The 18,560-nt window shown below is 41.9% G+C and carries 15 protein-coding genes and 1 other annotated feature; of the genes, 2 read left to right on the top strand and 13 right to left on the bottom strand.

What is annotated here, in order from left to right; translation table 11 throughout:
• From AC058W_RS13180 to ileS, 4 genes are all read right to left on the bottom strand, one after another.
• A partial coding sequence (locus tag AC058W_RS13180; RefSeq protein WP_479390175.1) for a hypothetical protein occupies positions 1-2,159 on the bottom strand: 2,159 nt, incomplete at its 3' end.
• A 310-nt stretch (positions 2,160-2,469) separates the two neighbouring features.
• A complete protein-coding gene (locus AC058W_RS13175; protein ID WP_118591631.1) occupies positions 2,470-2,784 on the bottom strand; it encodes a hypothetical protein in 315 nt (104 codons plus the stop codon).
• A 118-nt stretch (positions 2,785-2,902) separates the two neighbouring features.
• Positions 2,903-5,365 (bottom strand): glycogen/starch/alpha-glucan phosphorylase, encoded by a 2,463-nt coding sequence (locus AC058W_RS13170; protein WP_118591630.1) that lies wholly within the window; start codon positions 5,363-5,365, stop codon positions 2,903-2,905.
• A 227-nt stretch (positions 5,366-5,592) separates the two neighbouring features.
• Positions 5,593-8,751, bottom strand: a complete 3,159-nt coding sequence (ileS, locus tag AC058W_RS13165; protein ID WP_118609806.1) for an isoleucine--tRNA ligase — start codon at positions 8,749-8,751, stop codon at positions 5,593-5,595.
• A gap of 162 nt (positions 8,752-8,913) precedes the next feature.
• Positions 8,914-9,146 (bottom strand) — a binding site (T-box leader).
• Positions 9,147-9,781: 635 nt separating this feature from the next.
• Here ileS and AC058W_RS13160 point away from each other — a divergent pair.
• Complete coding sequence (locus AC058W_RS13160; RefSeq protein ID WP_118609807.1) at positions 9,782-11,023, top strand: D-alanyl-D-alanine carboxypeptidase family protein; 1,242 nt, start codon at positions 9,782-9,784, stop codon at positions 11,021-11,023.
• On the opposite strand, the gene AC058W_RS13155 is transcribed toward AC058W_RS13160, so the two are convergent.
• The 5 genes from AC058W_RS13155 to AC058W_RS13135 all read right to left on the bottom strand — a co-directional run bounded on the left by AC058W_RS13155 (position 10,994) and on the right by AC058W_RS13135 (position 15,401).
• Positions 10,994-11,953, bottom strand: a complete 960-nt coding sequence (locus AC058W_RS13155; protein ID WP_118247630.1) for a 3'-5' exonuclease — start codon at positions 11,951-11,953, stop codon at positions 10,994-10,996. The genes AC058W_RS13160 and AC058W_RS13155 overlap by 30 nt on opposite strands.
• Positions 11,954-12,136: 183 nt before the next feature.
• Entirely contained in the window at positions 12,137-13,090 is a 954-nt protein-coding gene (locus AC058W_RS13150; RefSeq protein ID WP_117846204.1) for a nucleoside hydrolase, read from the bottom strand.
• Between the two features lie 207 nt (positions 13,091-13,297).
• Positions 13,298-13,846: an LOG family protein gene (locus AC058W_RS13145; protein WP_118609808.1), complete on the bottom strand. Its 549-nt coding sequence runs from the start codon at positions 13,844-13,846 to the stop codon at positions 13,298-13,300.
• Between the two features lie 13 nt (positions 13,847-13,859).
• Entirely contained in the window at positions 13,860-14,984 is a 1,125-nt protein-coding gene (locus AC058W_RS13140) for a DUF362 domain-containing protein (RefSeq protein ID WP_117676884.1), read from the bottom strand.
• 99 nt (positions 14,985-15,083) lie between these two features.
• Positions 15,084-15,401 carry a DUF1292 domain-containing protein gene (locus AC058W_RS13135; protein ID WP_479390174.1) on the bottom strand — a complete coding sequence of 106 codons (318 nt, stop codon included), beginning with the start codon at positions 15,399-15,401 and terminating at the stop codon, positions 15,084-15,086.
• A 311-nt stretch (positions 15,402-15,712) separates the two neighbouring features.
• Between AC058W_RS13135 and AC058W_RS13130 the strand changes: the two genes are divergently transcribed.
• A complete protein-coding gene (locus AC058W_RS13130; RefSeq protein ID WP_479390173.1) occupies positions 15,713-15,847 on the top strand; it encodes a hypothetical protein in 135 nt (44 codons plus the stop codon).
• Positions 15,848-15,956: 109 nt separating this feature from the next.
• Here the strand turns inward: AC058W_RS13130 and AC058W_RS13125 are convergent, their stop codons facing one another.
• The 4 genes from AC058W_RS13125 to AC058W_RS13110 form a co-directional block, all read right to left on the bottom strand.
• On the bottom strand, positions 15,957-17,639 hold the full coding sequence (locus tag AC058W_RS13125) for a phospho-sugar mutase (RefSeq protein WP_117676883.1): 1,683 nt from the start codon (positions 17,637-17,639) through the stop codon (positions 15,957-15,959).
• On the bottom strand, positions 17,581-17,829 hold the full coding sequence (locus AC058W_RS13120; protein ID WP_147346614.1) for a hypothetical protein: 249 nt from the start codon (positions 17,827-17,829) through the stop codon (positions 17,581-17,583). The genes AC058W_RS13125 and AC058W_RS13120 overlap by 59 nt, the downstream gene beginning before the upstream one ends.
• A complete protein-coding gene (locus tag AC058W_RS13115; protein ID WP_118609810.1) occupies positions 17,826-18,047 on the bottom strand; it encodes a hypothetical protein in 222 nt (73 codons plus the stop codon). Before AC058W_RS13115 ends, AC058W_RS13120 begins: the two co-directional genes overlap by 4 nt.
• 165 nt (positions 18,048-18,212) lie before the next feature.
• Complete coding sequence (locus AC058W_RS13110; RefSeq protein ID WP_330489846.1) at positions 18,213-18,362, bottom strand: hypothetical protein; 150 nt, start codon at positions 18,360-18,362, stop codon at positions 18,213-18,215.
• Positions 18,363-18,560: the final 198 nt, after the last annotated feature.

Here is an 18,560-nt window from a genome sequence, read left to right as displayed (position 1 = left end):
ACATTGTTTGTATAAGTATATGTATATGCGGAGATATCCTTATTATTACTGTCTTTTGAACCAGGTCCTGGAAGGATATGTCCACCAACTACTACATCGAATGCTGGTTCAACAGCCTGTCCATTATAAGTGAAAGAAGTTTCTCTTAATTTGATATTTTCGGCTTTTAATGTTGCTTTAGTTATATCAACTGTTTTTACAAGGTTAATACTATTGGCATTATCAAAGTTGCCATTAGCTTTTAAAGTAACTGTTGCTTTTACTTGTGTGTTGTTGTTAGCAAACTCATATTTTACAGTATAATCTTTTCCTTCTTCCAGCGTTAAAACTTTATTTGTTCCCGGAACTTTTGCCTTAACAGCCAAGCCCATTGCTGTCTTATAGTCTTCTGCTTTAGCATTAGCGATTTTTTCAACATAATCATTAGCTGTAAGTTCGCTGACAGGAGTTTTGCTGATTGTGAAAGTATATTCCTTAATACTGTTTTCATAGCTGTCTTTTCCAATTAAGAACATCTTTGCAGTACCTGCATTGGTATTGTTGGAATATGTGATTTCATAGTCAGAATCTTTTAATGGTGCAGATGCAGTACCTGTTGTTGGAACACCGATTTCATCAGTTGTGAATGTTACAGGCTCTCCAGTATAATACTTTTTAATTGAACTATTGATACTGTATGTAGCGCTGGAACCGCTTCCGGTTACAGTTTCAGTTGAAACAGTTCCTTTTTTTAATGTAGTCTCCGCAATGTTAGTTGCATAAATTGACAATTCTGCAGTTGTGCTTCCTGTTACCTTTTTACCTGCTTTTGCAGTAATTGTAACGGTATATTTACCTACTTTTACAGCATCATTAGGTATAGTAACATCTACATCATTTGCGATAGCCAAGACTTCATTAGTATCTTTATCTTTGTAAGTAATATCAACAGATGCAATTTTGTTTCCTGTAGCTTTTACAGGTTTGATTGTGGCAACTACTGTACTCAAATCGCGATCTGCTACTTCAAAAACATTTGTAGATTTGATTCTTCGAGCTGATTCATCTGTTGGAGTAATTTTATAGTTTTTATTAGTTCCGTTTTCTGGAGTACCATTGATCAAACTAATCCATGCGGAATCTTTATCCCACCAAACATTTACATATCCATCTTTATCAGCAGCAAGATAATCGGACAAATCAACAGTTTTTGTTTTAGCATCAACTAATGTAATGTCAGATTTTTTAACTTTTACAGTTCCGGTAGCAGTACCATCATACTTCAGTGAAGGATTTTTTAAAGTTGCAACCATCTCATTAGTGAAAGAACCTTTTAATTCTTTCGGGATAATTTTGTATGTTGCAGTGATGGATCCTGTATATGCAGAAGACTTAGGTGTTAATGTAATCGTGATTGGTTTTTCTGTTACATTAACGAAATCGCTATTTTCATCATATCCAATAGTGTAATCATCAAGAGAATTCAGTTCTGTTGGTAAATCACCAGATACGGCACTCAAACTCGGAGTTGCTTTCTGAATTTCTCCACTATATGCAACATCTGTTGCACTAGCTTTTACAACATCTGCCGTATTTTTAGGATTTACAGTAATTTCATTGGAAGTATAGCTCCATTTGATTTCATTTTTACTGTCTACAGCATAAACAAATAAAGTGACTTTTTTTCCAACTAAAGAAGCGCTAATAGTTTTCTGGCACTTCTGTGCTGTCCCAGCTGTAAGATTAGCTGGAGTTCCTATAACATCTCCATCAATTTTCCAAACTGCGTGTAATGTAGGTTTGTCTGTTGCACTGTCAAAAGCACCATTATCAGTCACTGTGACCGATGTTGTTAAAAGTGTGTCATTCCATACAACAGCATTATCAGTTACACCATTACCATTGTACATCATAGGTGTTAAAGTAGCAGTATACTCATTACCTGAAACTGTTTCGGTAGCAGCAGTAGCGTCTGTACTTTCTTCAACAACTGGAGTAGCATCTGTCTCAGCAGAGAATGTTTCAGCAGCCGGAGCTTCAGTAGCTATAGCAGCATCTGTTCCATCGCTGAACTCAGCAGCCCATACCGGCACATTAGAAGTAGCAAGCATTGCAACAACAAGTGACATACTTAATGTCTTTTTTGCCATGCCCTTCTTTGTGTTTTTAATCTTTGTCATGATTATAGTTCCCCTTTCCTTAATATAACTATTTCTTTTTGGGTAAAGATTCCTAGACATAATCTGTCTGTTATGGTTAATAATAGTGCTTTAGCCAGTTTTTGTCAAGGGTAATGCTCAAGAATTTTACGATTTTTTTAAATTTCACGCACTTCAAAAGCATTTATTTTCCTTGATTTTTCATGTTCGAATTCTATAATTTGTTACAAATATGGTGAGTTTTTCTTCTATATCACAAGATGATGTATTATCTGTCTTATCATCCAAAAATAGCAGAGAACCTTATCTGATTCTCTGCCATTTATTCATTTTACAACTGCAGTTCTTCTTTTATCTTTTTTATCTGTTCCAACGATAACTGTGTATCGTTCGCAATTTCTTCCAAACTACAATTACCTCTCTTAAGCATACGAATTGCTACTTCTGTTTTTACCTCATCTTTTGCTTCTGCTTCTAGCTCATCTTTATACTTATCTCTTATTTTCTTTATAAATTTATCCGTTTCCAATTCCAATACTTTTCCGCCCATAACTTGATCAACCCCTTTCTTTGTATCTCTGAATTTTTCATTTTCCGCAAAAGAACTATTTGTTCTACATTCTTTTATAAAAAAGCCTCTGCCCATACATTTTACAACTGTATCGCCAGAGGCTTTCCTGACTTATATAGAAGCATTTTCTTCTATAATAAAGCAAATAAAGCAAATAAAGCAATATAGAATCCAATTCTTCTAAATAAGCATATTATTTCTTTCTAACAATAACCTTATCCAGATGCCAGATATCGTCCACGTATTCCTGAATTGTTCTGTCTGATGTAAACTTACCGCTGCATGCTGTATTAAGAAGTGCTTTCTTTGCCCAGCCTTTTTCGTCTTTGTAGGCTACTTCTACGCGTTTCTGTGCGTCTGCGTAGGAGCGGAAGTCTGCGAGGATGAAGTAGCGGTCTGCTCTGTCTGTGTTCTTTGTGTTGAGGAGTGAATCGTACAGGTCACGGAAGAGTTCTGTATCGCTGGAGAAAGTTCCGTTGATGAGCTGCATCAGTACCTGACGGATTTCTTCGTCTGTGTTGTAGATTACGTTTGGATCGTATCCGCCGTTGTTTTCGTAGTTGATAACTTCGTCGGAGCTTAAACCGAAGATGAATGCATTCTCTGCGCCAACTTCTTCTACGATCTCTACGTTAGCACCGTCCATGGTTCCAAGTGTCGGAGCACCGTTGAGCATGAATTTCATGTTACCTGTTCCGGATGCTTCTTTACTTGCTGTGGAAATCTGCTCGGATACGTCTGCTGCTGCGAAGATCCACTCAGCGTTTGATACTCTGTAGTTTTCGATGAATACAACTTTGATCTTGCCGTTGATGGAAGCGTCGTTGTTTACTACATCTGCTACGGAGTTGATGAGTTTGATGATCTTCTTGGCTGTTGCGTAACCTGCGGACGCTTTGGCACCAAAGATAAATGTTCTTGGATAGAATTCCATTTCCGGATGCATCTTTATCTGATTGTACAGATAGATTACATGCAGGATGTTCAGGAGCTGACGTTTGTACTCGTGAAGTCTCTTAACCTGTACATCGAAGATGGAGTGCGGGTCTACTTCTACGCCGTTGTGCTCGAGGATGTATTTTGCAAGACGCTCTTTGTTCTTGAACTTGATGTTCATGAATTCCTGGAGTGCTTTGTCATCATCTGCGTAAACTGCCAGTTTCTTTAACTGTGGAAGGTCTGTGATCCAGTCCGGTCCGATGTGCTCTGTGATCCAGTCCGCAAGGAGTGGATTTGCGTGAAGCAGGAAACGTCTCTGAGTGATACCGTTGGTCTTGTTGTTGAATTTCTGTGGCATCAATTCATAGAAGTCTTTTAATTCCTGATTCTTCAGGATCTCTGTATGAAGGCGTGCAACACCGTTTACAGAGTAGCCTGCTGCGATTGCAAGGTGAGCCATCTTAACCTGTCCATCGTAAATGATTGCCATCTTTTTGATCTTCTCGTAGTTTCCCGGATATTTTGCCTGGATTTCGAGAATGAAACGACGGTTAATCTCTTCGATGATCTGGTATACACGTGGAAGCAGTCTGGAGAAGAGCTCGATCGGCCATTTCTCAAGTGCTTCGGACATGATGGTATGGTTTGTGTAAGCAACGGATTTGGTTGTTACTTCCCATGCTTCATCCCAGCCAAGTCCTTCTTCGTCCATGAGGATACGCATTAACTCTGCTACTGCTACAGTTGGATGTGTATCGTTCATCTGGAAGGTTACTTTTTCATATAATTTCTTAATGTCGCTGTGTTTCTTCTTATATTTATCGATTGCTGCCTGTAAACTTGCAGATACGAAGAAGTACTGCTGTTTCAGTCTCAGCTCTTTACCTGCATAGTGGTTGTCGTTCGGGTAAAGGACTTCTACGATGTTGCGGGCAAGGTTCTCCTGCTCTACAGCTTTCTTGTAATCACCTTTGTCAAAGGAATCCAGCTCGAAGTCTACAATCGGTTCTGCATCCCAGATACGAAGTGTGTTTACTACATCGTTGTCATAACCTGTGATCGGCATATCATAAGGAATGGCTTTTACTGCCTGATATCCTTCATGGATAAATTTATTTCCGCCTTTTTCAGGATCGTATTCTACTCTTACATATCCGCCGAAGTGTACTTCTTTGGCATATTCCGGACGACGAAGTTCGAATGGGTAGCCGTTCTTTAACCAGTTGTCCGGTACTTCAATCTGGTAACCGTTTTCGATTTTCTGTTTGAACATTCCGTAGTGATAACGGATTCCGCATCCATATGCAGAGTAGTTTAATGTTGCGAGAGAATCAAGAAAGCATGCAGCAAGTCTTCCCAGACCACCGTTTCCAAGTGCCGGGTCCGGTTCCTGATCTTCGATGCAGTTGAGATCGAATCCCAGTTCATCAAGGGCTTCTTTTACTTCGCCATATGCGCAAAGGTTGATCAGGTTGTTTCCAAGGGCACGTCCCATCAGGAATTCCATGGACATGTAGTATACAGTTTTTGGATCCTGCTCGTCGTATGCTTTCTGTGTTTCAAGCCAGTTATCGATGATAACGTCTTTTACTGTGTAGCTTACTGCCTGGAAAATCTGCTCCTGTGTAGCTTCTTCAATTGTTTTTCGATAGAGGAATTTTACGTTGTCTTTTACGCTTTTCTTGAATGCCTCTTTCTTGAACATTTCGTTTGTCATTTCATACCTCCCGTAATCTGGTTTCCGTTACTGTTTCGTTCTCTGCAAAAAATATTGCAGGGAAGATCCGCAAACAGTAACTGGTATTTCGCCATAATCTTTCCGTTCCTTTATCAGCGAAATTGGGGGCAAAGTAGCTCTGCCTCCAATTTCTTCTTTGAAATCAGACTGTCAAAGAATATGATACTCTTTTTTCGACAGCCTGTCATCTGTATATTTGCCGAAAATTATGACAATTTTTTTACTCCCATGGTTACAGTTTCTTTGTTGATGTTCCATTCTTTCACATAACCATCGGTCTCGCCAAGTACCATTTCGTCTGCAAGTACTTCAGATTTGATCTCATCTTCGTGTGCTTTCATGACTTCCTGGATCTTGTCGTTTCCATGAGCATATACTTTGATCTTATCCATAACTTCGAAGCCAGCTTCTTTACGCATGGTCTGGATCTTGCTGATGATCTCACGTACAAATCCTTCTTCGATCAGTTCAGGTGTCAGGTTTGTATCGAGAACTACGGATGTTTCGCCGTCGGATTCGGATACGTAACCCTCTGTCTGTGCTGTTTCAATAAGAAGATCTTCTTCTGTAAGTTCAACATCATTTCCGTTGATATCCAGTTTCAGAACACCATTGCCTCTGAGTTCTTTCATTGCTGCTGTTCCATCGATGTCTGTCAGAGCCTGTTTGATTCCACCGAGGAGTTTGCCGTATTTCGGTCCTACAGTACGAAGCTGTGGTTTGAAACTGTAGGAAATAAAGGATTCTACGTCATCTGCAAATTTTACTTCTTTGACATTCAGCTCGTCTGCGATAATGTCTGTGTAGAATTCGCCCATCTTCTTCTCAGCTTTTACATACATGGTTCCGATCGGCTGACGGTTCTTGATGTTTGCTGTATTTCTGCATGCACGTCCGAGAACTACGATCTCGAGAAGCTCTTTCATGTCTGCTTCGAGGTCTTTGTCGATCCATGCTTCGTTTACAGTCGGGAAGTCGCAGAGGTGGATACTTTCCGGAGCATCTTTGTCTACGCTTCTTACAAGGTTCTGATACATATCTTCTGTCATGAACGGAATCATCGGAGCTGCTGTCTTGGCGATTGTTACCAGTGCGTTGTACAGAGTCATGTAAGCATTGATCTTATCCTGCTCCATTCCTTTTGCCCAGAAACGTTCACGGCTTCTTCTTACATACCAGTTACTCATCTCATCTACGAATTCCTGGAGTGCTCTTGCTGCTTCCGGAATCTTGTAGTTTGCCAGGTCATTGTCTACTGCCTGTACAGTTGTGTTTAATCTGCTGAGCAGCCATTTATCCATTACAGGGAGCTGATCATATTCGAGATTGTATTTAGTTGGATCGAAGTTGTCGATGTTTGCATATAATACGAAGAACGCGTATGTGTTCCAGAGTGTGCTCATGAATTTACGCTGTCCTTCTACAACAGCTTTTCCATGGAAACGGTTTGGAAGCCATGGTGCGCTGTTGATGTAGAAATACCAGCGGATCGCATCTGCGCCGTATTTGTTCAGTGCGTCAAACGGGTCAACTGCATTTCCTTTGGACTTACTCATCTTCTGTCCGTTCTCATCCTGGACATGTCCCAGAACGATTACGTTCTTATATGGTGCTTTGTTGAAGAGCAGTGTGGATTCTGCAAGGAGTGAGTAGAACCATCCACGAGTCTGGTCTACTGCCTCGGAGATAAAGTTTGCAGGGAACTGCTGCTCAAATAATTCTTTGTTTTCAAATGGATAGTGGTGCTGTGCGAAAGGCATTGCTCCTGAGTCGAACCAACAGTCGATAACTTCCGGTACACGGTGCATTTCTCCACCACATTCCGGACACTTCAGTGTGATCTCATCAATGTATGGACGATGAAGTTCTACTGTCTTGGCTCTCTCATCACCGCTCATCTCAAATAATTCCTGACGGCTTCCAACGGAATGCATATGTCCGCATTCGCACTGCCAGATGTTCAGTGGTGTTCCCCAGTAACGGTTACGGCTGATACCCCAATCCTGAACGTTCTCCAGCCAGTCGCCGAAACGTCCTTTACCGATGCTCTCTGGAATCCAGTTGATGGTGTTGTTGTTTCTGATCAGGTCATCTTTGACTGCTGTCATCTTGATGAACCAGGATTCTCTTGCATAGTAGATCAGTGGTGTGTCGCATCTCCAGCAGTGTGGATATTCATGCTCGAATTTCGGAGCATCGAAGAGTTTGCCTTCTTTGTCCAGGTCTGTGAGAACCATCGGGTCTGCTTTCTTTACGAAAACGCCAGCATATGGAGTCTCTTTTGTCAGGTTACCCTGTCCGTCTACGAACTGTACGAATGGAAGGTCATAGTTACGTCCGATTCTGCTGTCGTCTTCACCAAATGCAGGTGCGATATGAACGATACCTGTACCATCGCTCATAGTAACGTATGTGTCACATGTTACGAAATGAGCTTTCTTTTTCTGTTTTGCTGCTACCTCTCCTGCGCATGCAAAAAGTGGCTCATACTCTTTATACTCGAGATCTGTTCCTTTGTAAGTTTCCAGAACTTCGTATGCTTTCTCGCCTTCTTCTTTTGCAAGTTTGCCAAGAACTTTGTCGAGAAGTGCTTCTGCCATATAATAGGTGTATCCGTCTGCTGCTTTTACTTTGCAGTAAGTCTCATCCGGGTTTACGCAGAGTGCAACGTTGGATGGAAGTGTCCATGGTGTTGTTGTCCATGCAAGGAAGTATGCGTCTTCGCCGACAACCTTGAATCTTACAACTGCGGAACGCTCTTTGACAGTTTTGTATCCCTGGGATACTTCCTGTGCGGAAAGCGGAGTACCACATCTCGGACAGTAAGGAACGATTTTGAAGCCTTTGTATAGAAGCTTCTTGTTCCAGATTTCTTTGAGTGCCCACCACTCGGATTCGATATAGTCATCATAGTAAGTTACATATGGGTGCTCCATATCAGCCCAGAAACCAACTGTTGAGGAGAAATCCTCCCACATTCCTTTGTATTTCCAGACACTTTCTTTACACTGTTTGATGAATGGCTCCATACCGTATTCTTCGATCTGTTCTTTGCCATCCAATCCCAGTTTCTTCTCTACTTCCAGCTCTACCGGAAGACCATGGGTATCCCAGCCAGCTTTACGTGGAACCATGTAACCTTTCATTGTACGGTATCTCGGAATCATATCCTTGATTACACGGGTAAGCACATGGCCGATGTGCGGTTTACCGTTGGCGGTTGGCGGTCCATCGTAGAAAGTATAGGTTTCTCCTTCTTTTCTGTTTTCCATACTTTTCTCAAAGATATGGTTTTCTTTCCAGAATTCTTCTACTTTTTTTTCACGGTCTACAAAATTTAAGTTCGTATCAACTTTCTGGTACACAGTAAATTACCTCCTGTTTTTATTTTGGTATATTCTTGTTACCGGGCACGAAGTGAACAGTAACATGTTTTAGAACGAAAATAATCCTGAAATTTTTGTTTTATAGGATAATGACGTTTGTGCACATCTTTATCCCATAAAACAAAAAAATCGTCCCTTATGTAAAAGGACGAAGGTTTATTTACGTTCGTTATACCACCTGTTACATTGTACGGGCATCTTTGCCGATACATGAATCCTTTAACGGGGATTTCCGTCAGCTCCTATCTGCATATCGCCTTCAGAGCTGCAACTCCGGAGTGATTTTCACTGCATTTACTTGCCATCAGGCTCACACCCTCCCTGACTCGCTGTCTGCGTTCATCTGCAATTACTGTCTCCATCAACGTTTTTGTGGTTTATATTTAAAACACTATGCGGATTCATTATAAGGTCACGAAATTCCCTGTGTCAAGTATTTTTTGGATTATTTAAGGTTATGCTAACCTCAGGATAACGTTACTGTTCACTCCGTTCGCAGTAACGTTGCCAAAATTCATTCCAAATTGCCTGCGGCAATGGAATTTTGGCTTGTATGTCTCGGGATTTTGGCATATTCATGCCAAAACACCTCGCGGAATAGTGGTGTGTGAACAGTAACAGGATAACTTTGTGAGAATATATAAGGATATAAATTTTACACAGCCATTGTAATTAATGATATAATAAGGTAGAATATTTTGTCCGAATATAGCAAAACGTATTGGATTAACATTTTTTCGGACTTTAACCGAATCAAGTATCGAAAGCGGATTGCGAATATCCGATTGAATATCATCCTGTATGTCGATTTTTCGCAGCTGTAAATACTCTTGTACTATAGCAATTCTACAAATAGCTGCTTTTTTTATCGCATATAATCGTCGTCAGGAGTTATCTAAGCGTTACTGTTTTCTCCGTTCTCATTAACGCATGGACAGCAATATCTGAACAACTAATCTGCATAGTTAATAATTTTCTATGCGCATTTATTAATGAAGGGTAATTTTAAATGTTTAAGAGAAAATTTCATACAATGATAAAGCGTTCTCTTGCCGGAATGCTTTGTGCCGGGCTGCTGGTTACTCAGCCGGCTGCTATTTATGCTGCTGAGGCGAGTGCCACTGCAACTCCCGAAGCCGGTCACTCAGCGACTTATTCCCAGGCTGCTGATACTGACTCCATCAAAGGATGGCCTGCCGGGCCAAGTATTGAAGGACAGTCCGCTGTATTAATGGATGCGGTAACTGATACCGTTCTTTATTCCAAGAATCCTGATGACAGACTCTATCCAGCCAGTATCACTAAGATCATGACCGCACTCCTGGCATGTGAGAATCTCGACATGAATGATACGATCACGATGTCACAGGAGGCGGCTTACGGAATCGAGGCCGGAAGCTCCACGATCTACGCAGAAACCGGCGAAGTTTTTACTGTAGAGCAGGCGCTGATGGCGCTGATGCTGGAATCCGCCAATGAGATGGCTCTTGCCATTGCCGAAAAGACAAGCGGTTCTGTTAAGAAGTTTGTGGAACTGATGAATCAGAGGGCGGCACAGCTTGGATGTAAGAATACACATTTCAATAATCCAAACGGCCTGCCGGATGAGACTCACTACACCACTGCAAGTGATATGATGAAGATTGCAAAAGCTGCCTGGTATAATCCGGAGTTTCGTAAATTTGTCACTACGCAGACTTATGAGATTCCGCCGACAAACAAGCAGTCAGAAACCCGTTACCTTCTCAATCACCACAGAATGATGTCCGGTCAGTCCTACGCTTACGACGGAGTTCTCGGAGGTAAGACCGGTTATACAAACGTGGCCGGAAATACCCTCGTAACTTATGCGAAGAGAGGCAATTCCATTCTGATCGCAGTTGTACTGAATTCTACAAACGGTGCTTTCCCGGATACAACCTCTCTGCTGGACTATGGCTTTGACAATTTTGAAAAAGTAGATATGAATGTAGACACGAATCCGGTTCCGGCAACGTTTCTTCCATGTGAGAAGCATCTCTTAAAAAATAGCGGAGATCTCTGTTCTTTCTATTATATGAGACATGTGTATGTGACAGTTCCCACAGGAACAGATGTGAGCCAGCTTGTCAGGAAACAGTGGCTTCTTAATAATTCTGTAGGACCGAAACGTATCAAGAGCAAATATTATTTTAATGATCATATGGTCGGATATGGAATACAATATGAAAAGGAGATCCTTTCAGACCTCCTTCTCAACACTTCTTTTTAGTTTTCGCCTGAGGCGGAGAACTTCTTTTCTTTCACGAAGTTCCTCCGCTTCTTCTGTATCTGTGAAACGCAATGTTTTCACTGCAAAATATTTCTCATCTTCTGTTTTCCGGATACGAATCTTTCCTTTTACCAATCCGTGTTCCTCACATACAGAAACGCTGTAATAAACCTTCGGATTGTTCATAAACCAGCGAAGTTTCCGCTTCGCAGGAAGATGGCAGATCGGACATCTGGTACTTGTTACTTCGCGGTCTTTCATAACACGCTCTCTCGTGTTGAATTCTCTGGATACGTATTTGTCATGATCCGGATAGGAAATGTGTATCTCTTCCTTTTTCTTCTTCGGATTCTGATATACGTCCAGTGACGGGTGATTCACGATTATGATGTTATTTATCTTCTTTAAAACCTCAGCGGTATACCAGGCATCCGCAAGTGCTCTGTGAAATCCCTGGGACTTCTCTATTTTCAGCTCATCGATTGCATGCTCCAGTGCACATCTGCGCGTACCGTCATCATAACTGATGCTGAACAGTTTCTGCACATCATAGTAAGTCACCGGTCCCGGGAGAAGGTCAAGTATTCCATAGAACTTCATATTTCTCTGAAGTTCCATCACATCCTGATTTCCCCAGGTAAAAAAATACCAGTCTTCTCCGCACCAGTCAAGAAATTCTCTGGCAGCCTGTTCAAACGGCACACCGCTCATAAGGTCTTTATAATCCACATGAATCACCTCATGAATGCTGTCATGGATCCAGTTGTAAACCTGTGGTTTGATCAACCTGTGAAAACTGTCCGTTATTTCTTTTTTGCTGTTTACTTTTACAGCTCCGATCTCGATAATCTCGAATGGAAGTTTGTCGTTGCGAGTTTTCTTTCCCGCTGGATTCTGATTCCATTCCAAGTCAAAAACTATATAGTTCATTTATCCATTCCTTTTTTTGCCTGCCTCTATACGAGTTTCTCTATAATAAATTTCTTCATAATAAATTTCTTTATAAAAACAATTCTGCAATAGCTATTGCTATTCTGTTGTAACGTTCCTCGATGCAGGCTACAATGAAATTCTGCGATTACCGATCACAAAGCAGTGTGAACAGTAATGATTCTATTTTACTTTCTCTCCCAGTTCATAGATTGCCTCTATGAGGTATTCCTGGAATTTGGAAGCGTCTGCATCCATAACTGCGATGTTCTCTTCCTCTTCTTCATGCATCCACCAGCGGAAATCTGCGATGGTTCTTCCTGCAGATTCACCATCAGAGCAGTCCACGTCCAGTACCACTTTCTGGACTTTGAAGATTTCCGGATGAGTCAGATACATATATGGAACCGCATCATGGATACTTACCTGTCCCCTGAATTTATTTCCGTTTGCCAGGCTGTAGCCCGCCATATCTCCACAAAGCTTCGCAATCTGATTATTCTGAGACTGGCTGAGTTTCTGGATCTGGGAACGTGTCAGGGCACATTTCTCTGTTACGTCCAGGCCGCACATTACAATTGGAAGGCCTGATTTAAATACGATTTTTGCAGCTTCCGGATCTACATAAATATTAAACTCTGCGGATGCGGTTACATTTCCACCTGCCACTGCGCCACCCATAAGAATGATCTCCTGAATTTTTGATTTTACTTCCGGATAAATTTTAAGAAGTAAACCGATATTTGTCAACGGTGCTGTACAGATTAGAGTTACTTTCTCTCCTTCCGGAAGTTCGGTGAGAAGTCTCTTAATGTAAAAGACTGCCATCTCTTTTTCCGGTTCTGCATCGGCTCTCGGAATCGTGCAGTCACCAAGTCCGTTTTCTCCATGAAATTCAGATGCTGTGTGATGTTCTCTGATGATTGGTTCTACCATTCCGGCAGCTACCGGCACATTTAATTTGTAAAGTGCTGACAGGTCCAGAGCATTTCTTGTTACGATGTCAATGGTCTGGTTCCCGGCTACAGTTGTCACTGCCAGAAGTTCAAATGCTTCCGGGTGAGCTGCTGCGTAAGCAAGTGCGATAGCGTCATCAATTCCAGGATCGCAGTCCATAATAATTTTTCTTTTTTCCATAGTTTTTTGTCCCCTTTTCATTATAATTTGTAAATACCTTTATCCCTTTTGCCAGCACCCGGCATTTGATTTATAGTATAGCAGAGAGAGAATTTACTGTAAACACCTGAATACATCGTGTGAGTTACCCTTCACTTTGGAAATACAAACCCCCCGGAAGCGTTTTTTCGTACTTCCGAGGGGAAATGAAAGATTATCGCGTCGAAATTATTTCTTTGCCAAATATTGCTCTATGTAATCAAGAATTTCTTCCGGCTTGTCCATAAATTTACACATATCCAAAATCGCCGGTTCCATGAACTTTTCTTTTGCAGTATGTTCCAGAAGCTGTCTCATCAGATCATAGTAGCCATTAATATTATAGAAAACAATCGCGCGATCCAGTCTGTTCAGACTCTTAAGTGTAAGAATCTCAAAAAATTCTTCGTAAGTTCCGATACCTCCCGGAACTACAATTGTCGCCTGTGACTTCTCTTCCAGGAGATGTTTTCTCTCCCGCATCGTCTCCGTCATGATAAATTCCGTACAATGCTGATACAGGATCCCCGGTTCATCAAAGAACCGTGGTGCAATTCCCAGGAGATAACCGCCTTCTGCGTCCACACCTCTGGCCGCAGCTCCCATAAGTCCTGTCTCGCCACCTCCGAATACCAGTCCATGTCCACGTCTGGCCATCAGTCTGCCAAGTTCTTCGGTTTTCTCATAATAAATCTGATCCAGCTGTGGGCTGGCTGCGCCATAAATGCAAATATTCATCTTGCGAGTCTCCCTATTTTACAACCTTCAATTCATACTGTCTTGTACCCAGTCCAATCTTCTCGGCCTGATCCAGTGTTGCCTGCCATTCAATATTCGGGTTGGAATCTTTGAAATGGTCGTGATGGCAATGCCAGTCAGGCTGTGCAAGGTGTTCACCAAGCTGGCTGTTCTCGATTGGTGTCGCTTTCAGACAGGCATCTGCGCAGGCCTGATCCAGAGCAACCGGGTCAAAGCTTGCGAACATTCCGATATCCGGAAGGATCGGTGCATCATTCTCTCCATGGCAGTCGCAGTTCGGACTGATATCCTGAACCAGTGCTACATGGAAGTGTGGACGGCCATGACAGACAGCCTGTGCATACTCTGCCATCTTACGATCCAGAAGTTCGTTTGCGCTGCTGTTTGGATTGTATACAGCATCAAAACTACATGCTCCGATACAACGGCCGCAGCCTTTACATTTGTCATAATCGATGACTGCTTTTTTGTCTGGATACGTAATCGCGTCACTTCCGCATTCCTTCGCACAACGACGGCAGCCACGGCAAAGTTCTTCGTTTACTGCCGGTTTTCCACTGGCATGCTGTTTCATCTTACCGGCACGGCTTCCGCAGCCCATTCCGATATTCTTCAGCGCACCGCCAAAACCTGTTGCTTCGTGACCTTTGAAATGACTTAAGCTGATAAAGATATCGGCATCCATGATTGCATGGCCGATGAGTGCAGTCTTGCAGTACTCTCCGTTTACTACCGGTACTTCTACTTCATCTGTACCACGAAGGCCATCACCGATAATAATCTGGCATCCTGTTGTGATGGTATTAAAGCCATTCATATTTGCGCAGTCAAGGTGTTCGAGTGCATTCTTACGGCTTCCCGGATAAAGGGTGTTGCAGTCTGTGAGGAATGGAAGTCCACCCTGCTCCTTGCAAAGGTCAGCAACTACTTTTGCATAGTTCGGACGCAGGAACGCCATGTTTCCAAGCTCTCCAAAGTGCATCTTGATTGCTACGAATTTGCCATCCATATCAATGTCTTTGATTCCGGCTGCGATACAAAGTTTTTTCAGCTTATCAAGCTGGCTTGTGCCGACCGGGCATCGAAAATCCGTGAAATAAACTGTTGATTTTTCCATCTGTCGTTTCCTCCTTAATTATCAAATCTGAAAAACCAGGATTATCCTGTTTATTTATAACCGAATCGCCATTTGATAATTCGGTTAAATTCTGAGAACTTACATACACTCATAGTATTTTGATACTTTTTTATATTCTGCAGGTGCTGTGATTTTCTCTACAATTACGTCTCCATCTTCCGCGTTCTGATAACGGTAAATGTAAACGCCTTCCTGTATCTCATCCTCTTCTATCAGAGATACGGCCATATAGTTCTGTCCCTCCACTTCGAAGGTATCCATGATTGCGAAGTCCCGCTCTGTACCATCGGAAATCGGAATGCTGACTACTTCGTATTCTGCTGTTGAATCATTTTCTGCAGCGGTATCCTTCTCTGCAACAGTATCATTTAAAATTTCTTCTCTATTCTCGCTCATATTTTCAAAACCTTTCTGGATAAAATCTCGTTATCAATCATTGTAACAAAGCATATCCATTTAGTCAAAATAAATGTTACTGTTCACTCCGTTCCCAGCAACACGCTTCGCGATGCACAGAATTTATGCTAATCGCATAAATTCGCGCGGTATGTCTCGGGTTTTCTGTTGCCAGGCATCCGTAAGAAGCTGCCGGTGGCAGGTTCTGTAGGTGACCTTCGCTCACAAAAAACACCTCGCGGGATATTACCAGTGAACAGTAACAAATAAATATCAAAACAGGCTACGTCTGTTTATGCTACGTCAACCGAATGAATGCAAAATATACAACAAAACAGGGCGTGCAGATTGCACGAATAAATTTTCAAATGTACTCTGGAATGCACACACTACAATTTCGTGAATTTCCAAAATCTCCGGCATATAAAAAGGCCATGCTTTCATAAACACAGCCTTTTTGATTTTATTCATTTAGTTTTATTCATTTGTTTTTATCAAACCTGACAGGTTCTTCCGATTCATATCAACGCATTGATTCCAGGTAAAATCCTGTACTTATGCCATGATAGGTTTCAGTGCTTCAGCCAGTTTCTCCTTCTCAGCTTCTGCTTCTTCCAGATTCTTGCCAAGAGTTGTGTAATAGATCTTGATCTTAGGTTCTGTTCCGGATGGACGAACTACTACTGTCTCGCCATTGTCCAGTTTGTAGATGAGTACGTTTGCTGCCGGAAGTCCTGTTTCTTCTGGTTTCTGATAGTCTGTTACTTTGACGATCTGGTGACCGGCGATCTCTGTGAGCGGTTTGTCGCGAAGTCCCTGCATCAGAGCTGACATCTTGTCCATTCCGCTTAATCCCGGGAATTCGAAGCTGTCTACTTTGTTCAGGTAACGTCCGTACTGTGCATAGATTTCTTCCAGTCTCTGTTTCAGAGAACTTCCAATGCTTCTGTAGTATGCAGCCATTTCACAGATCAGCATAGATCCGATGACAGCATCTTTATCACGTACGTATGGTCCTGCGAGGTATCCATAGCTCTCTTCAAATCCGAAGATAAATCTGTCTACTTCACCTGCTGCCTCAAGCTGTGCGATCTGATCTCCGATCCACTTAAATCCTGTAAGTACACTTCTGAGTTCTACACCATAATGCTCTGCTACTGCGTCTGCAAGCGGTGTGGAAACGATGGATTTCACTGCTACCGGATTCTTTGGCATTGTGCCTTTTTCAATGCGGCCTGCACAGATATAATCAAGAAGGAGTACACCTACCTCATTACCTGTTACCAGTTCATAAGAACCATCCGGGCATTTCATTGCGATACCGACACGGTCTGCATCCGGGTCAGTTGCAAGCATTAAGTCTGCACCTGTTTCTTTTGCAAGATTTAATCCCAGTTCCAGAGCTGCAAAGATCTCCGGGTTCGGATAGCTGCAGGTTGTGAAGTATCCGTTCGGATATTCCTGTTCCGGAACGATAGTGATGTCTGTGATTCCGATATCTTTTAATACCTGAGTTACAGGTACAAGACCGGAACCGTTTAATGGACTGTAAACCAGTTTCAGGCCTGCTGTTTTGCAAAGACCCGGACGAACCTGGCGGGATTCGATTGCTTCATAGAGAGCCTGTTTGCAGTCATCTCCTACGAAACGGATCAGACCTTCTTCTACACCTTCTGCGAAAGACATATATTTCGCGCCGGTAAGTACGTCTGTTTTCTGAATTTCATCATATACGATTGCTGCTGCATCATCTGTCATCTGGCATCCGTCCGGACCGTATGCTTTATATCCATTGTACTTAGCCGGGTTGTGAGATGCTGTTACCATAATACCTGCGTTGCATTCATAGTAACGTGTTGCAAAAGAAAGTGCTGGTACAGGCATCAGTGCATCGTAAATTCTTACTTTGATTCCATTTGCAGCCAGTACACCTGCTGCGTTCTTTGCAAATACATCGCTCTTAAGACGGCTGTCATAGCTGATCGCCACTGTCTGATTTCCGCCCTGTGTCTTTACCCAGTTGGCAAGTCCCTGTGTTGCCTGACGTACTACGTAAATATTCATACGGTTTGTTCCAGCACCCAGAACCCCACGAAGTCCGGCTGTTCCAAACTTCAGAGCCACTGCGAAACGATCTTTGATTTCTTCATCGTTTCCTTCAATTCTGGATAATTCCGGGTTAAGATCTGCATCTTCCAGATCTGCTGCTAACCAACGTTTGTATTCTTCCTGATACATTTTGACCACTCCTGCCATATTTTTTTAGATTTTTTTGTATATATTTGCTCAATATAGCTTCACTATACCATAATTTAAGTAAATCAGCAACAAAACAGGAAAATTTCACAAAAGTTTTATCTGAACCTGCCGTTATTTTCATTTCTTTTTTCCCTAATCCAAAAGGAATCATTGTTATTCCATTTTTCATCTTCGTGCCACTCCACATATCAGTGAAATAATTCCAACTACGATCAGAATCGGTAAAGCAATTGTAACCAATCCACCAATCGCCAGTGCAATCAAAATAACCGGAAGGAATACCAATGTAAATAGCACTTTCGTAATTCCCCAGGTCATCTTAAATGCAAGTCCGATCAGTTTTCCAAAAATCCCGAACATCAGACAGACAAATATAAATGTCAACATATATCTTTCACGCTCTCTTTCTTTATACAAACATATCCCTGTTGTCTTCGGGTGCTTTTCGCACCATTGACTATTTCTTTAAAAATAGATAAATCTTTTTTCATATAATATAACGTTCGAAAGCTTTGTTTGTATTCAGTATTTTTATAATTCACCAATATTTTTTTATATGACCTCAAATACAAGAATCTTCTCTCTATGATTATTCCCATTAAACAGATCCTTGCAATCAATCTCATCCGAAAACAGCAACTGTTCTTCTGTCATCAAATAACTGACATATTCATCTGATGGATAATAGAAAAACAGCGACATGCTCTCGCCACTTAAATCTTACAGATTTTGAAGTGGGAGCTTCCTGCTCAATTGCCCTTCAGGGCAAAGCTAAAACAGGCTATCCCCGCGTGTCCCGCGGTTCTTTTTTTATCCGGTTACGGATCTTTTCTGTGCTATTATGCACATTTATATTCTGTTACTTCCAATAATTCTCCAGCTATATCAGTGAATTATGTC

Source organism: Blautia sp. CGZ-1-C1, assembly GCF_056504575.1.
Note: the sequence above shows the minus strand (reverse complement) of the source record. Positions and strands in the feature narration are given on the sequence as shown.

What these genes read in the sequence shown, in the direction of transcription:
- AC058W_RS13175 (WP_118591631.1), bottom strand. Translation starts at nt 2,784, where the DNA reads ATGGGCAGAGGCTTTTTTATAAAAGAATGTAGAACAAATAGTTCTTTT.
- AC058W_RS13170 (WP_118591630.1), bottom strand. Translation starts at nt 5,365, where the DNA reads ATGACAAACGAAATGTTCAAGAAAGAGGCATTCAAGAAAAGCGTAAAA.
- AC058W_RS13160 (WP_118609807.1), top strand. Translation starts at nt 9,782, where the DNA reads ATGTTTAAGAGAAAATTTCATACAATGATAAAGCGTTCTCTTGCCGGA.
- AC058W_RS13155 (WP_118247630.1), bottom strand. Translation starts at nt 11,953, where the DNA reads ATGAACTATATAGTTTTTGACTTGGAATGGAATCAGAATCCAGCGGGA.
- AC058W_RS13150 (WP_117846204.1), bottom strand. Translation starts at nt 13,090, where the DNA reads ATGGAAAAAAGAAAAATTATTATGGACTGCGATCCTGGAATTGATGAC.
- AC058W_RS13145 (WP_118609808.1), bottom strand. Translation starts at nt 13,846, where the DNA reads ATGAATATTTGCATTTATGGCGCAGCCAGCCCACAGCTGGATCAGATT.
- AC058W_RS13140 (WP_117676884.1), bottom strand. Translation starts at nt 14,984, where the DNA reads ATGGAAAAATCAACAGTTTATTTCACGGATTTTCGATGCCCGGTCGGC.
- AC058W_RS13135 (WP_479390174.1), bottom strand. Translation starts at nt 15,401, where the DNA reads ATGAGCGAGAATAGAGAAGAAATTTTAAATGATACTGTTGCAGAGAAG.
- AC058W_RS13130 (WP_479390173.1), top strand. Translation starts at nt 15,713, where the DNA reads ATGAATGCAAAATATACAACAAAACAGGGCGTGCAGATTGCACGAATA.
- AC058W_RS13125 (WP_117676883.1), bottom strand. Translation starts at nt 17,639, where the DNA reads ATGTATCAGGAAGAATACAAACGTTGGTTAGCAGCAGATCTGGAAGAT.
- AC058W_RS13120 (WP_147346614.1), bottom strand. Translation starts at nt 17,829, where the DNA reads ATGAAAAATGGAATAACAATGATTCCTTTTGGATTAGGGAAAAAAGAA.
- AC058W_RS13115 (WP_118609810.1), bottom strand. Translation starts at nt 18,047, where the DNA reads ATGTTGACATTTATATTTGTCTGTCTGATGTTCGGGATTTTTGGAAAA.
- AC058W_RS13110 (WP_330489846.1), bottom strand. Translation starts at nt 18,362, where the DNA reads ATGTCGCTGTTTTTCTATTATCCATCAGATGAATATGTCAGTTATTTG.